Below are 14294 nucleotides of genomic sequence, written 5' to 3' on the forward strand. Positions count from 1 at the left end.
AGAGCGCGGTGTGTTGAAGCTCAAGCCGCCACTGTTCCTGCCGCGCTGCTGCATGCTCACCGTCGTCCAGTAGATGACGGCGAGCCGCCTGCCCGGGTCATGGACGGTGATGCCTGCCATCCTGGATGTTCGTCTTCATCGCCAGCAGGATGGGCACTCACCGGTGGGGTGTTCTCGCGCCCTGCTCGAAGTCCTCTCATCCGCTGCGACTGCTTCGCGAGGTTCACACTCGCGGCAAGAGGGGGACGTTCATGAAAAGAGCAGGCATTCAGCTGGTGCTGGCGCTCGCGGCGGCGCTGTTCGCGGGCTGTGGCGCCACGCCCGGGGACACGGGGACGGCGCGGTTCGCCGTATCCGTGCCACAATCCCTCTCATCCACCATCGCCCGCGTCGCGGTCGCCTCGGGCGGGCCGGACATCCGCACCGTCTGGGTGGACCTGGCGCCCACGAATGGGGTGTGGGGCGGCACCATCGGCAACATCCCCGCCGGCACCGGCCGGGCCTTCGCCGCGCGCGCCTATGACGCCTCCGGCGCCTTGCTCTTCTCGGGCTCCGCCGACGGCGTCTCCATCCTCGCCAACCAGACGACCCTCGTCGCCATCACCCTCCAGCAAATCAACCCGCCGCCCCCTTTCGACAACGAAGCGCCCATCATCGACTTCGTGGCGGCGAACCCGAGCGCCGTTGCGGCCGGTGGCACCGTCTCCCTCTCCGCCTCCGCCCATGACCCGAACCCGGGTGACACGCTCGGCTACGCGTGGAGCGCCACCGCGGGCACCTTCTCCTCGACCTCCGAGCGCTTCACCTCGTGGACGGCGCCGGCCTCCGCCGGGATTCAAACGCTGACACTCACGGTGACGGACTCACGGGGACTGGCCTCCAGCGCCCTGCTGGTCGTCAACGTCCTGCCCGAGGGGGAGGGTGAGGCTGAGCTGTCCATCTCCTTCAACAGGACCCCTGAAGTGACCTTGCTCGTGGCCTCGCCCACGCAGCTCGTCGTCGGGCAGCCGACGTCGGTGTCCGTCACGGCTTCGGATTCAGACGGGGACAGCCTCGCCTACTCCTGGAGTGCTTCGTGCGCAGGCACCTGGAGCAACGCAAGCTCCAGCATCGCTCGATTCACGCCCTCACTCGCGCCGGCCGAGGCCTGCAACAACTGCCGGCTGAGCATCTCCGTGTCCGACGGGCGCGGAGGGCACAACACGGGCACCGTCGCCCTGTGTGTCAGCAACACGCCCCCCGTCCAGCACCTCTCGCCCGTCATCCTCCGCTCCTACCGTTCCTCGGACACCGCCAATCCCAGCGATGTGCTCACCTACGAGGTGGCCGCCAGCGACCCGCAGGGCTCTGCGCTCACCTTCTCCTGGGAGACCACTGCCGGGGCGTTGGGCACGCCGACCGGCGACTCCACGCACAGCCGCATCACCTGGACGGCCCCGTCTTGCGCTATCGCCGGCACGCCCCCTGTCGTGACCGTCACCATCACGAATGTCTTCGGCCTCACTGCCACGCGAAGCTTCGAGGTGATGGGGCTTCCGGCGTGTTCCTTCACGGGTTGGACGACGACGGGCCCCATGGTCAGGGGTCGTAAGTTCCACACGGCGACGCTCCTGCCCAACGGCAGGGTGCTCGCCTCGGGAGGAATGGGGCCCAACCTGCTCGAGACCGCGGAGTTGTACGACCCGGCGACCGGCACCTGGTCCGCGACAGGCTCCCTGAACTCCGCTCGTGAAAGTCACACGGCGACACTGCTGCCTGACGGCAGGGTGCTCGTCGCGGGGGGAGCTGGCGGCAACTTTCTTGCGAGCGCGGAGGTGTACGACCCGGCGACCGGTATCTGGAGCATGACCGGTGACATGGCTGCACCTCGCTACATGCACACGGCGACACGGCTGCTCGACGGCAAGGTGCTCGTCGTCGGGGGAACCAGCGGAATTGGTCAACTCGCGACGGCGGAGCTCTACGACCCGTCCTCGGGCACCTGGAGCATGACGGGCGCCATGGCCTCTGCTCGCGCGTGGCACACGGCGACGCTCCTGCTCGACGGCAAGGTGCTCGTCACGGGAGGGCGCACCGGGACGGGCGATCCTGCGACAGCGGAACTCTATGACCCATCCTCGGGCACCTGGATCACGACAGGCACCATGAGCGAACCTCGCGCCTACCATCTGGCGACACGAATGCCCGACGGCAGGGTGCTCGTCACCGGCGGAGTCAGCGACGACGCCCTCATGACCGCGGAGGTGTATGACCCGGCCTCGGGGACGTGGAGCTCGGCGGGCGTCATGACCCAACGCCGCCTTGCTCACACCGCGACACTCCTGCCCGACGGCAAGGTGCTCATCGCGGGAGGCAGTAACAGCAGCATCGAGCTGGCGACGGCGGAGCTTTACGACCCGGTCGCCGGCACTTGGAGTCCGACGGCCACCATGGCCTCTGATCGAGCGTGGCACACGGCGACGCTGCTGCCCAACGGCAAGGTGCTCGCCGCGGGGGTGGGGATTCGCGGGACCACGACGGCGGAGTTGTACACGCCCTGAGCTGGGAACCGAGCCCCATCTGTCCTACCGGCAGTGGACGCTGTCCTTTCCGCATTGGGTGCGTGCGGTGGGGGTTCAAGGACGTGGGGCTTTTCTCGGACGTCCTCACAGGAAGCATGAGGGGGACGCGCGATTCTGAAGCACCTGGGCCTGCCCACTGCGCCCGCCGACGTCAGCGCGCGCGCGTTCCGACGGATGGCTTCTTCGCGGCGCTCTTCTTCCTGGCCGAAGCAGCCTTCCCCTTCTTCGCGGCCGTCGGCTTCCCTTCTCCTCGCGTCGCCTTCGACTCTGCTGCTGCCTCCATCGCCTTTCGGGCGTCAGTCTTCTCACCCTTCCGCAGCGCGAGCGCCGCGGCGATCCACTCGGGTGCGTAGCTTGACGTGCAACCCTTTGGAATCGGTCGCGGGTCCCAGCGACCGAGGCGTTCGCCGACGGCGATGGCCTCCGACGTGTACGCGGGCAGGTGGAGGCCCATCCAGACCAGGCAGAAGTTGATGCCCTCCTTCACCCGGTACGGCGCTTCCGGGAGCTCACGCTCGATGCGCTTGAGCGTCGCGCCTGCGTCGAGCTCCTTCTCGAGCCCTCGCGCGATGCGCCCTGCAAGAAGCTTCCATCCGGCGCGGCGAGGAAGTTCCTTGCTGCCGTCCATCCACCTTGCCTGAAGCTTCGGGGCGACGGGCGTATGCACGAGCACGCGACCGACGAGCTCGTCGACCAGGGGCGGGTTCGAGAGTGGCTCGAGGAGCCCGCGTGCCTCCTTCTCGGTGAGCGCCGCGGGCTCGAGCAGCATGCACGCCAGGATGCGCGCATCGTGATTGCCGGTCTCCCACAGCTCCAGTCCGAGCCCGTGGTTCGTTCCCAGCGTCGCCGCCAGGCTGCGAAGCTTGCCGAGCAGGACGCCGAAGACATTGTCGACAACCCCGTCGCGTACGTAGCGCTGACGCACCCGCTCATCACCTTGGCTCTCGAGCAGCTTCATCACCTGGGACAGCGTCATCGTTTTCGGCATGGGGAGCCCTTCGGTGGGGGGATTGAGAGCGACCGGAAGGGTGGCACAACGAGCGAGCCCCTCGGAAGCGAGTACACCGACCTCATCACCGCGCAGCGGAGGGGCCCGGGCAATCGGTTCCCGCTCCGGACGTTGCATCGTATGGGCCCAGACACGTCTCCCGGAGGACCGCCCCCATGTCGCCTGTTCCATCCCCACGCCCCAGGATCGCCGTGTTCTTCCGAGGCCTCGCCGCCTGTGGGCTGGCCCTGTTCACCGCCTGCGCGGCCCCCCGCCCGGTGGACGCGCGGGCGATCATCGCGGACGCGCGGAGGATCGCCACGCGTGACGGCGTGGAGGAGTTGCTGGAAATCCCGGTGGGCGGGACGAAGCAGTGGCTCTCCGTGCGGGGCCGCGACCGGAAGAATCCGGTCCTCCTGATGATCCACGGCGGGCCGGCGTCGCCGGAGCTCCCGACGAGCTGGGCCTTCCAGGGCGGCTGGGAGGACTTCTTCACCGTGGTGCAGTGGGACCAGCGCGGCAGCGGCAAGTCGTACACCGCCAATGATCCGGCGACCCTCGCGCCCACGCTGTCGCTGGAGCGCATCACCGAGGACGCAGTGGAGGTCGTCCAGTTCCTGCGCCAGCGCTACGGGAAGGACAAGGTCTTCGTCGTGGGGCACTCGTGGGGGAGCCTCGTGGGGCTGGGGCTCGCCCGACGCCACCCGGAGCTGCTGTTCGCCTACGTGGGGATGGGCCAGGTCGTCAGCGGCCAGGAGAACGAGCGCACGGGCTACGCCCTCACGCTGGCCGCCGCGGAGGCCGCCCACGACGCGACGGCCCTGAAGGAGCTGAAGGCCCTCGCGCCCTACCCGGAGCCGGACGGGACGCTCCCCGTCGCGAAGGTCATCACCGAGCGCAGGTGGTCCAACACGTTCGGCGGCCTGGTGCATGGCCGCGACGACGTCCTCCACTTCCTGAACCTGGCCGAACTCTCCCCCGACTACACGCCGGAGGACGTGGAGGCCATCAGCCTGGGCTCCCAGCTCTCGTTGCCGCTGCTGCTGCCGGACCTGGCGCGGTTCGACTTCTCCCAGGTGACGCGCTTCGGCTGTCCCATCATCGTCTTCGCGGGCCGACACGACACCACCACGCCCTCCCAGGTGGCGGCGGACTGGCTCACCCGGGTGGAGGCCCCCGACAAGCGCATCGTCTGGTTCGAGCACTCCGCCCACATGATGATGCTGGAGGAACCCGGGCGCGTGCTCCTGCACCTGGTGCGGGACGTGCTGCCCCTGGCGGACGCCCCGCGCTGACGTCGGCTCGCCCTACCGTCGGACGAGCGGGGCATCCCTCGAAGCCCCGCCGCTGGAATCTTCAATGCCTCTCACGAGTCGTGTGTCCCCGATGAATGAGTCCTCGCGGCACGGGGGATTGAATCGGAAGGAGCAGGTCGATGGACGCAAAAAGAGAGTGAGCCCACACCCATGAAGAACCGCACGACCGTGGAAAGGAAGTCCGAGCGTGAGACCGTCGTCACGCGAACCTTCAATGCTCCGGCACGCATCGTGTTCGAGGCGTGGACAAAGCCCTAGCTGTTCAAGAAGTGGTGGGTGCCAAAGTCGATGGGAATGACCCTGGCTTCCTGCGAGATGGATGTTCGTACCCGGGGCACGTACCGTCTGGTGTTCGGCGAAGGGATGGCGTTCTTCGGTAGGTACACCGAAGTGACACCGCACTCGCGCCTCGTCTGGACCAATGAGGAAGGGGGCGATGATGCGTCCGTCACCACGGTGACGGACGAGGAAAAGGAGGGCAAGACGCTGCTGGTCGTGAGCGAACTCTACCCCTCGAAGGAAGCGCTCGACGCTGCCGGCGGAGCGGCGGATGCGCTGGTCGAGACGTTCCAGCAACCCGGATCACCTGCGCGCCGATCCGTTTGCGCCCCCTCACTCTGGCGGGCTCGTCTCGGCGCAATCTCCCCGTCGAATGGAAGATGTCGGGCTCAGGGGGTGTAGAGCTCCGATGAGTAGGAGGAGTAGCTCCCGCCCACGGCGAGGACCCTTCCGTCAAGAAGCAGCGTCGCCGTGTATTCCTCCGGGGAGCGGGGCTCGATCATCGAGCCGGTCGGGCTCCAGGTCCCTGAGACCGGGTCGTACAACTCCGCGATGGTCAGGGTGCCGCCCTGACTGCTCCCCGTGACGAGCACCTTGCCAGTGAGCAGCAGCGTCATCGGGCCGCCGAGGGGCTCCGCCGGTGAGCCCGTGAGGCTCCAGGTCCCCGAGGACGGGTCGTAGAGCTGCGCCGCCAGCCCCTCCACGACGAGCACCTTGCCGTCGGGCAGCCGCGCCGCCCATTCGCCGGCCGGCGCGACCGGGGAGCCCGTGAGACTCCAGGTGCCCGTGGCCGGGTCGTACAGCTCCGCCGTGGTGAGATTTTCGCCCAGGTCGTTGCGCCCCCCAGCGACGAGCACCTTGCCGTTGGTCAGCAACGTCGCGGAGTTCACGAAGCGAACCTCGGCCAGTGAGCCGGTCGCGCTCCAGGTCCCCGAAGCCGGGTCATAGAGCTCCGCCGTCATTCCGCTCTGGACGAGCACCTTGCCATCGAGCAGGAGCGTCGCGGTCTGGCCGGCGCGGGGTTTCGTCATGGAGCCCGTCGCACTCCAGGTGCCCGAGGCCGGATCGTACAGCTCCGCCGTCTCGGTATTGACGACCTGGCCCCTGCCTCCCGCGACGAGCACCTTGCCGTTGGGCAGCAGCGTCGCCGTGTGCCCATAGCGGCAGGCCAGCATGGAGCCTGTCGCGCGCCAGAGGTTCGCGGCCGGGTCGTACAGTTCCGCCGAGTATTGGCAGGTGTGTCCCTGCTCCTCGCGGCCCCCCGCGACGAGCACCTGGCCGTCGGGCAGCAACGTCGCCGTGTTGGACAGGCGAAACGAGTTGTAGGCCCTGGGAGCCGTCAGGTTCCACGTCCCCGGAATGGAGCAGGCCGGCAATCCCGCCACCGTGAAGGTCCGCGTGGCCGTGAGTCCAAAGGCATTCGTCAGGGTGACGGCGATGGCCGGGGCCGCGACCTGGATGCACGAGGGCGCCGTCCAGGTGATGCGGCTGTGCGTGGCGTCCCCGGTCGGCGTGCCGGGCGTGCCGGCGGTGGCCTCCCAGGAGAAGGTGATCGCGGAGCCCTCCGGGTCGCTGGTGGCCACCTCGTAGGTGAGCACGTCTCCCGGCTGGGCGGTGTCCGACGAGCGATAGGAGCGCAGGACGACGGGCTCGAGGTGATTGGAAGGGGGCGTGTCGCTGACACACAGGGCGACCGTGCCCGAGTTCCGCCCCCCGTGCCCGTCGGCCACGGAGACGGTCAGGCGGCAGTTGTTGCAGGCCCCGGCGGGCAGGAGCGAGGGTGTGAAGCGGGCGGTGCTGGAGGACGCATCCACCCAGGTGCCCGCGCACGAGGCGCTCCATGCGTAGGAGAGGCTGTCGCCATCCGGGTCCGAGGCCTGCGCGGAGACGGTGGTCGGCTGTCCCACGGCCAGCCGCGTTGCCGTCGCCGTGATGGAGGACACCTGGGGTGAGCTGTTGAAGGAGATGGATAGCTCGGCCTCGCCTTCTTCTGGCTGGACGTTGACGGCCAGCTGGGCGCTGGAGGACAGGCCGCGTGAGTCCGTCACCGTCAGCGTGATGGTTTGGATTCCAGGGGAGTCGGGCGCCGTCCATACGGCGAAGCTCTCGGAGATGGAGGAGAACGAGCCCGCGGTGGCGCTCCACGCGTAGGTCAGCGTGTCCCCCGGGTTCGGATCATGCGCGGAGGCCCTCAGGAAGAGGGTGCCTCCTACCGGGAAAGGGGGTGGAAATGGCGTGGAAGCCACCAGGGAGTCGATGATCGGCGCTTCATTCTCGAACGGCGGCGGCGGGTCGAGCTGCTGCAGGGTGATGGCGACGAAGGCCGTCTGGCCCGCGGCGATGGTGACGCCGTCGGCGGAGCCCGCGAAGAGCAGCGTGCCCGAGGCGTCGAACGCCCGCGCCGCGAAGGCTCGGCCGGTGCCCGCGGGGATGTTGCCGATGGTTCCGCCCCACACGCCATCGGTGGGGGCCAGGTCCACCCACACCGTACGGATGTCCGGTCCCCCCGAGGCGACCGCGACGCGGGCGATGTTGGATGAGAGGGATTGAGGCACGGACACGGCGAAGCGCGCCGTCCCCGTGTCGCTGGAGGAGACGCCGCAGCCCGCCAGCAGCGCCACCGTGAGCCCCAACATCCATGGAATGAATCCCCGGTTCATGAAGCGTCCTCCCCCCGCCGCGAACGTGATGCTCGCGAAACCATCGAAGGCGGATGGGGGTTCGACCGATGCCACGCGGGCACCACCGACGAGCGCGCATCCCACGAACGATTGGACGCGCAATATCCAGGTGGGAGGCCTGCACTGGCCATGACCCGGAGAGGTGGCCCGTCGTCCTCTGCGGGACGAAGCGGATGCTCCGCTGGCCCTCGTCCCGCGGCCTGGATTGGAGGTAGGCGTTCAGGGGGCTTGGCGACCGCGAGCGTGAGATGGATTCAGGTTCCGGGCAGCAGCGATGGTGCGGGAGTGCCGTGGAGATGGGCTTCAAGGGACGCAGTGAGAGCGTCGAGCACGTTGCGCTCCTGCTTCCTGAGGCTCATCACGGCCGTGAGGATGCGCTCGACGAAGCGGCTACCGTCCTCGCTCTGGGTGCCAAAGCTCGCCTTGCGCCAGATGCCGGCCACCGGCTTCGGGCACAGCTGCGCGGCCTCCGCCAGGAGTCGCTCCACCTCGCGCATGAGAGGACGCATCTTGCGCTGGAAGGTGGCGCGCTTCAGGAGCTCATCGCGGGCCAGATGCCACCATTCGAAGAGGACGAAGACTTCCGCCAGCAGTCGTTCTCCCAGCCGCTTCACCTCCCCTCCACGCTCGACGAAGCCTTCGAATTCGCGCACCAGGTGCGCCCAGCAGACCTGCCGTTTGAGGGCGTGCACCTGATGCACGGCAGGCTGCGTCTGGACGTAGGCGCGCCTCACTCACAGAAGCCGCGAGGGCCTGGCCACTGCAGGGGCGAGGGTGGCCCCGGCGCGAGGGCCACCCCACGCCGCGGGGTGTTGAGGCGCTCGAATTGCCCTTGCGTGCCATCTCTCCGCGCGCTAGACACTGAACCATATGGTTCAGTATGCAGATGCCGGCCTCGATGCTTCGTTCGCCGCGCTCTCCGACGCCACCCGACGCGGTGTTCTGGAGCAGCTCGGGCGTGCGGAGGCTTCGATCACGGACCTCGCCGAGAAGTTCAACATGACCCTCACGGGCATGAAGAAGCACGTCGGTGTCCTGGAGCGGGCCGGGCTCGTGATCACGGAGAAGGTCGGGCGCGTGCGGACCTGCAAGATCGGCCCGCGCCGGCTGGAGGAAGAGAGGGCATGGCTCGAGAGGTACCGCCAGCTCTGGGACGCACGCTTCGACGAGTTGGACAAGGTTGTCGAGGAATTGAAACGCAAGGAGCAGGCCCATGGACGCAAGAAGAGAGAGTGAGCCCACACCCATGAAGAACCGCACGATCGTGGAACGGAAGTCCGAGCGTGAGACCGTCGTCACGCGAACCTTCAATGCTCCGGCACGCATCGTGTTCGAGGCGTGGACAAAGCCTGAGCTGTTCAAGAAGTGGTGGGTGCCGAAGTCGATGGGAATGACCCTGGTTTCCTGCGAGATGGATGTGCGCACCGGGGGCAAGTACCGTCTGGTGTTCGGCCAGGGGATGGCGTTCTTCGGGACGTACACCGAAGTGACACCGCACTCGCGCCTCGTCTGGACCAATGAGGAAGGGGGTGACAACGCGTCCGTCACCACGGTGACCTTCGAGGAAGAAGGGGACAAGACGCTGCTGGTCGTGAGCGAGCTCTACTCCTCGAAGGAAGCGCTCGACGCTGCCGGCGGGGCGGCGGATGCGCTGGTCGAGACGTTCGAGCAACTGGACGCGCTCCTCGTCACCCTGGGCGCGAGCGAAGGACGGGCCTGAAGTCCTCGCTCCCGCGGTCGGCCGCCTGGCGCTTCACTCCTCGACGACGAGAGAGGAAGCTAGGTGAACCAGGGGCTGGGCGGGATGGAGACGGCGGGATTCGAACCCGCACCGGGCGGTGCGAAACTCCCAGCAGGATCGCGCCCTTACTTCGCAACCGCTCGGAGCGACCAGGATTCGCTATCCCGCCGCATGACCTGTTGTCCCGCCATGTTCCACCCCATGCCGCAGTTTCATGCGACATACGTGCAACATGGCGGGGCTGGAACTGCCCCCTCGCAGGCAGCCGTGGCTAGTTCGTGCTGATCTCGTCCTGGGACACCTGGAGGCCACGGGGGCGCCGCATGCCCAGCTCGACCATCACCTCGCGGGATCGCTTGGCCATCTCGTGCAGTTCAGCCACCGCTTCCTTCCGGCCGTAGGCATCTCCCTCTCCGAGCCAGCGGCGCAGGTCCGCCGCCAGTTCCCGCGCCGTCTGGTAGCGGGCTTCCGGGCGGGGCTGGAGGAGCTTGCGCAGCGCCAGGCCCAACCCCTGCGGAAGCGACTCCGTCAACGCCTCCAGGTCCGCTTGCGAGTAGGTCGCCGCGCGCCAGATCGCGTCCTCCACGCCAACAGGGCTGCCTGCGAGCCGAGCCCGCCTGACGGCACGTCGGACCCGCACGCGCTGCCTGACTGAGAGCGTGCCCTTCACCTCTTCGGTCAAGGCATCCGGGGCATCCAGGAGGTTCTTCCCCGTCGCGAGTTCGAGCAGGACATTGCCAAGCGCGAAGAGGTCCGAGCGCGCATCCACGCGGCCCGTCAGGAGCATTTCCGGGGAGGAATAGAACGCATCGCCCTGCGGCTGGCGCACCGTGGATGAAACGCGGCCCGGCAGGTCCGATAGGGCGAGTCCGAAGTCGGAGACCTGCACGTCACCGTTCCAATCGACGAAGATGTGCTCAACGTCGAGCGCCCGGTGGACGATATTGAGGGAGCGCCCCCTTTCGTCCTTCGCCTCGTGGGCATGCTCCAGGGCCTCGGCGACGCGCGCCCCGACATGGAGGGCGAAGAGGGGAGAGAACCGGCGACCGCACTCCCCCGAGAGCGTCAACAGGGTGTTGATGCTGTGCCCCGACGGATGCTCGGTGATGACGTACCAGCACCCCTCCGCCTTGTGCAGCCCATGGACACCGAGGATGCCCGGATGGTCGAGGTACGTCGCGAGGCGCACCTGCTCTTCCAGCTTCGCCCGCGCCCGCTTGATGCGAGGCAGCTCCATCAACTTCGGAACGCCCACCGCTTTGAGCAGCACCTTGCCCCGGATGTTGCCCTCGGAGGTGCGGCGCCGGGCCAGCAGGAGACTCAAACCGTGGTGGACCTCTCCCAGGTCTTCGCGGAACTCGTACTGGAAGCCATCCCGCGTGAAGAGAATCGCCCCGCGTGGAAGCCTGAACTCCCTTTCCGACATGCTCTTTCCTCCTCTTCGCGCAGGCATCCGAAGGCCGACGCGTCGTGGACGACGTTACCTGTGGGATGGGCCGTCATGGAACGACCCTGGGAGGTCATGTCGAGTTTGAGGAGGAGGGGGCGAAATCAAGCACCTACCCACCACGTCGCCCCAGGACTGCTCAGGGCCAGCGATCCACCACTGTCCCTGAGCCCCGATTGACCGCCTTAACCCTGCCGTCCTTGAACGCCACGGCAGTCCCCTCATGCACGAAGCAAATGGGTTGCTCGTCTTGCCCTGGGAGCTTCACGCGGTCGTACCGGATGACGAGTGCCGGCCCATCCGCACGCCCCAGCTTGTCGGAGAGGTAGTAGGCCTTGCCATAGAAGCGTGTCCCAACAGGGGCGATTGCACGCTGCCGGTCATCGTTGACGCCTTTGGGGACCACCCCCACCACCTCCGCGCCAGCGGTGAACCATACATTGTCAAAACCCGCTTGGCGGTCATCGAGTTGAAGGGAGAATCTGTCCCCTTCCTTCCAGTGAAGTTGCTCCCGCATGGCCTCTTCAGCCCCAGCCGGGCAGGTGAAGGCCTCGGGCCGGATCTGGGCACCCGGACAACCCACCGCCAGCGCCGCGACAAGCGACAGCGACGCGCACTCGACGGCAGCAACGGACTTCTTCGGCAGGCGGAGCGCACGTCCTGGGGGCGAGGCTTCGGGTGCTGGGTTCTTCAAGGCGGATCCTTCCTTCGGGGCTGCGGTGACGGCTGGCCCCGGGACTGTCACGGACGAAGGGCCAGCAGGTGTCATAGCAGGAGGGTGTGTTTTGGGCGGTGCGGAATGGGTGGTGGTAGGAGGAGGGCGCGGGGCTGCGGCGTCGTACGGCCCGGCAGGCCCGCCGGTGGCGCTCCCTGACGAGCGCCAGAGGGCCGCAGCCATGACGAGCGCGACGATACAAACGACGCCTGCGAGCCACCTTCCCGCGCGAAGCGGTCGCTCCATCATGGCCACATGCCGCTTGAGGGATTGCGGCGTGGGAGGCATCGCCAGTGCCCCAGGTGTTGGCCCTCCGTAACGCTGTTCAGCGGGTGGATGGGCCGGCACATCATACTCAGCGGAGCGCTCGTCACGGAGATCCGCCAGCTCGCGGCGCAGCGCCTCGGTATCGACCGGACGCCCCTTGGGGTCTCGGGCCAGGATGATCTCGACGAGGTCGCTCAGGGCCGCTGGCACCCGCGCATTCGCCAATCGAGGGGGCGGCGGTGGGAGGGCAGGGCTGTTCAAGTCGAAGCGCGGACGAAACTGCGTCGGGCGTGGGTCGGTCAGCAGCTCATGGAGCATGACGCCGACCGCGAAGATTTCGTCGGCGACCTGGAAGGCGTAGCGGGCCCGGTGCTCGTCCTTGTGCTCGCGCAGGAACTTGAACTGCTCGGGTGCGCGATAGCGGTCTGTCCCTGGAGGCAACCCCCCATCCGTCAGGTCTTCGGCGAAGGTGTAGGTCGCGCAACTGAAATCGATGATGACGGGCTCACCGTCGCTCTTACGGATGAGCACGTTGGACAGCTTCAGGTCCCGATGCAGGATGCCCCGGCGATGCATGTATGCCAGCGCCCCGGCGATCTTCTCGAAGACCCCGAGGATTTCGCGAACGGTCGGGTGCTTGCGCTCCGCCCACTCCGCGAGCGTCCAGCCGTCCACGTAGTCGAGTGCGAGGTACAGGTTTCCACTCTCCGCCAGGCCGTACCCCTGCGGCCGGACGATGTGGGGGTGGTCCAGCATGAGCAGCGCCGTCAACTCCCGCAGCGTCCGGGCATGGGTCTGCTTGGGGTCGCCGCTGGACTCCCGGTGCTGGGCCACCTTGATGGCCCGGTGCCTGCCGTTCTTTTCGCCAAGGAAGACGAACGCAAAGCCTCCGTCACCGAGTGGCTTGGAAACCTGCCACCCGTCAATCAACGTACCGGGCGGAACGTGAAGCAGCGTCGCGCTCATTGGGCATCCTCCGCGGCGGGCTTCGGGAAGCGCACGTCTGGAATCGTGAGCCGGCGCCCCCCATCCCCATGCAGCTCCAGGGTGAGGACGAGGTCTGCTTTCGTCTCTGGCACTTCCATGACCGCCAGAACGCGCCCGTCCTCCCCCGGAGGGATTGCTCCCGGCTTCTTGGCTACGAGTCGCGCCCGCAGGGGCATGCCGACTCGCCCCACGAACATCGCTTCTCGTGGTGTCCAAGCGGGGTGGTCAGGGCGGTTCACAATCTTCACGTCCGCCAGAATCCAACCTGGGCCCCGAAAGGCTACAATTGAGTCCAAAATCAACCCCTGCACAGCATCGAGCGTGCCTTTGCTGCTGGACGTCGTGACGCCCTTCGCGTCCACGTAGCCGAGTAGCACGAAGTCTTCCGGCCTCGGCGCCGGGGCTTGAGCCGTGGGCTGGCAGGCCGTGCTCGGCGGCTCAGGGCGTTGCACGTCGATCCGAGAGTCCACTTCGGCCGGGTCGGTCACGAGCACGAACGCTGCCCGTGTCGGCGCTCGGACGTCAGTGAAGAAGACCCCGATCTCCTGACGCTCGCCCTCAGCGAGATTGGCAACTGGCTGAACGATGATCGACCGCTCGCCGGCATCCAGGACGCGAATCCGAGACTCATCGTAGGTGAGGGTCTTCCGCTGAATCGGCGAAGAGAAGAGGAACACAGTCGGCGTGTCCGCCGCGACGTGGACAACGGGAAGCGGTTCGGCGGGTGTGCTGGCGATGGTCACGGGACGTTTACGGTCAACGCGCGCCCCCGGTGCTGGCTGAGCCTTCGCGGCAGCTCCCCACGCGAGAGTCAGCGCCAGAGGAAGGGCCAATCTGAGGGGTTGGAGCAAGGATACGTGACCTCCCGAATGGGCACGCTACCATCACCGACGCCCGCGCAGTGGGGCTCTTTCCTACGTTCGGGCCGCAGACCAAGCCGCGACAGGGCCTACGCCCTCAACAGAACCGATGTGGGCTCCCGCGACGCGGCATTTCTCCGCGCTTCGCGCCTCTCGGCGTTGATTTCTAGAGAGCGGTTTGGGCGCTCCCGCTGGGACGTGGAGCGCACAATGGTCTGGAGGAATCAGCTCCGCCGACTTTGGGGCCGCGACGAACGCAAAGACGTCGCCTGCTTCAAATGCCTAGTCCGTGGATACTGTGCCATGCTGCTGCGCCAACTCCGCGCTAGCAGGCTGTTGAGAAACCCCTCCGAGGGATCGACAGCCCGCACCGGGGCGTGGTGTCCTCCGCGCATCGGAGGCAGCGATGCGTGGACGCCCCAAGCAGCAGACGACGCTCTTCAGCCTGAGGA

General features: G+C 67.4%; 11 protein-coding genes. 5 read left to right on the top strand and 6 right to left on the bottom strand.

Annotated features, from left to right (window positions below; all coding sequences use genetic code 11):
* The first annotated feature begins 251 nt into the window (after window positions 1-251).
* A complete protein-coding gene (locus tag D7W82_RS12325; protein ID WP_120618537.1) occupies window positions 252-2540 on the top strand; it encodes a kelch motif-containing protein in 2289 nt (762 codons plus the stop codon).
* Between the two features lie 172 nt (window positions 2541-2712).
* Here D7W82_RS12325 and D7W82_RS12330 read toward each other — a convergent pair whose 3' ends face one another.
* Window positions 2713-3549, bottom strand: a complete 837-nt coding sequence (locus D7W82_RS12330) for a DNA alkylation repair protein (RefSeq protein WP_120618527.1) — start codon at window positions 3547-3549, stop codon at window positions 2713-2715.
* A 212-nt stretch (window positions 3550-3761) separates the two neighbouring features.
* Between D7W82_RS12330 and D7W82_RS12335 the strand changes: the two genes are divergently transcribed.
* Window positions 3762-4844 (top strand): alpha/beta fold hydrolase, encoded by a 1083-nt coding sequence (locus D7W82_RS12335; protein WP_199727733.1) that lies wholly within the window; start codon window positions 3762-3764, stop codon window positions 4842-4844.
* A gap of 279 nt (window positions 4845-5123) precedes the next feature.
* Entirely contained in the window at window positions 5124-5546 is a 423-nt protein-coding gene (locus tag D7W82_RS12340; protein ID WP_255417123.1) for an SRPBCC domain-containing protein, read from the top strand.
* Here D7W82_RS12340 and D7W82_RS12345 read toward each other — a convergent pair.
* Both D7W82_RS12345 and D7W82_RS12350 read right to left on the bottom strand, forming a co-directional pair.
* Entirely contained in the window at window positions 5534-7804 is a 2271-nt protein-coding gene (locus D7W82_RS12345) for a kelch repeat-containing protein (protein ID WP_120618529.1), read from the bottom strand. The genes D7W82_RS12340 and D7W82_RS12345 overlap by 13 nt on opposite strands.
* Window positions 7805-8079: 275 nt before the next feature.
* A complete protein-coding gene (locus tag D7W82_RS12350) occupies window positions 8080-8559 on the bottom strand; it encodes a transposase (protein WP_120618530.1) in 480 nt (159 codons plus the stop codon).
* Window positions 8560-8695: 136 nt separating this feature from the next.
* On the opposite strand from D7W82_RS12350, the gene D7W82_RS12355 reads away from it, so the two are divergent.
* Entirely contained in the window at window positions 8696-9061 is a 366-nt protein-coding gene (locus D7W82_RS12355) for a helix-turn-helix transcriptional regulator (RefSeq protein WP_120618531.1), read from the top strand.
* A 10-nt stretch (window positions 9062-9071) separates the two neighbouring features.
* Complete coding sequence (locus tag D7W82_RS12360) at window positions 9072-9545, top strand: SRPBCC domain-containing protein (RefSeq protein ID WP_120618532.1); 474 nt, start codon at window positions 9072-9074, stop codon at window positions 9543-9545.
* Between the two features lie 292 nt (window positions 9546-9837).
* On the opposite strand, the gene D7W82_RS12365 is transcribed toward D7W82_RS12360, so the two are convergent.
* The 3 genes from D7W82_RS12365 to D7W82_RS12375 form a co-directional block, all read right to left on the bottom strand.
* The gene (locus D7W82_RS12365; RefSeq protein WP_120618533.1) at window positions 9838-10992 is read right to left on the bottom strand and encodes a protein kinase; all 1155 of its coding nucleotides are present in this window, start codon (window positions 10990-10992) and stop codon (window positions 9838-9840) included.
* Between the two features lie 160 nt (window positions 10993-11152).
* The gene (locus D7W82_RS12370; RefSeq protein ID WP_120618534.1) at window positions 11153-12961 is read right to left on the bottom strand and encodes a serine/threonine protein kinase; all 1809 of its coding nucleotides are present in this window, start codon (window positions 12959-12961) and stop codon (window positions 11153-11155) included.
* On the bottom strand, window positions 12958-13833 hold the full coding sequence (locus D7W82_RS12375; protein ID WP_120618535.1) for a DUF2381 family protein: 876 nt from the start codon (window positions 13831-13833) through the stop codon (window positions 12958-12960). The genes D7W82_RS12370 and D7W82_RS12375 overlap by 4 nt, the downstream gene beginning before the upstream one ends.
* Window positions 13834-14294 lie beyond the last annotated feature (461 nt).

It is taken from the genome of Corallococcus sp. CA049B, assembly GCF_003611685.1.
GTDB lineage: Bacteria > Myxococcota > Myxococcia > Myxococcales > Myxococcaceae > Corallococcus > Corallococcus coralloides.

What these genes read in the sequence shown, in the direction of transcription:
- D7W82_RS12325 (WP_120618537.1), top strand. Translation starts at nt 252, where the DNA reads ATGAAAAGAGCAGGCATTCAGCTGGTGCTGGCGCTCGCGGCGGCGCTG.
- D7W82_RS12330 (WP_120618527.1), bottom strand. Translation starts at nt 3,549, where the DNA reads ATGCCGAAAACGATGACGCTGTCCCAGGTGATGAAGCTGCTCGAGAGC.
- D7W82_RS12345 (WP_120618529.1), bottom strand. Translation starts at nt 7,804, where the DNA reads ATGAACCGGGGATTCATTCCATGGATGTTGGGGCTCACGGTGGCGCTG.
- D7W82_RS12355 (WP_120618531.1), top strand. Translation starts at nt 8,696, where the DNA reads ATGGTTCAGTATGCAGATGCCGGCCTCGATGCTTCGTTCGCCGCGCTC.
- D7W82_RS12360 (WP_120618532.1), top strand. Translation starts at nt 9,072, where the DNA reads ATGAAGAACCGCACGATCGTGGAACGGAAGTCCGAGCGTGAGACCGTC.
- D7W82_RS12365 (WP_120618533.1), bottom strand. Translation starts at nt 10,992, where the DNA reads ATGTCGGAAAGGGAGTTCAGGCTTCCACGCGGGGCGATTCTCTTCACG.
- D7W82_RS12370 (WP_120618534.1), bottom strand. Translation starts at nt 12,961, where the DNA reads ATGAGCGCGACGCTGCTTCACGTTCCGCCCGGTACGTTGATTGACGGG.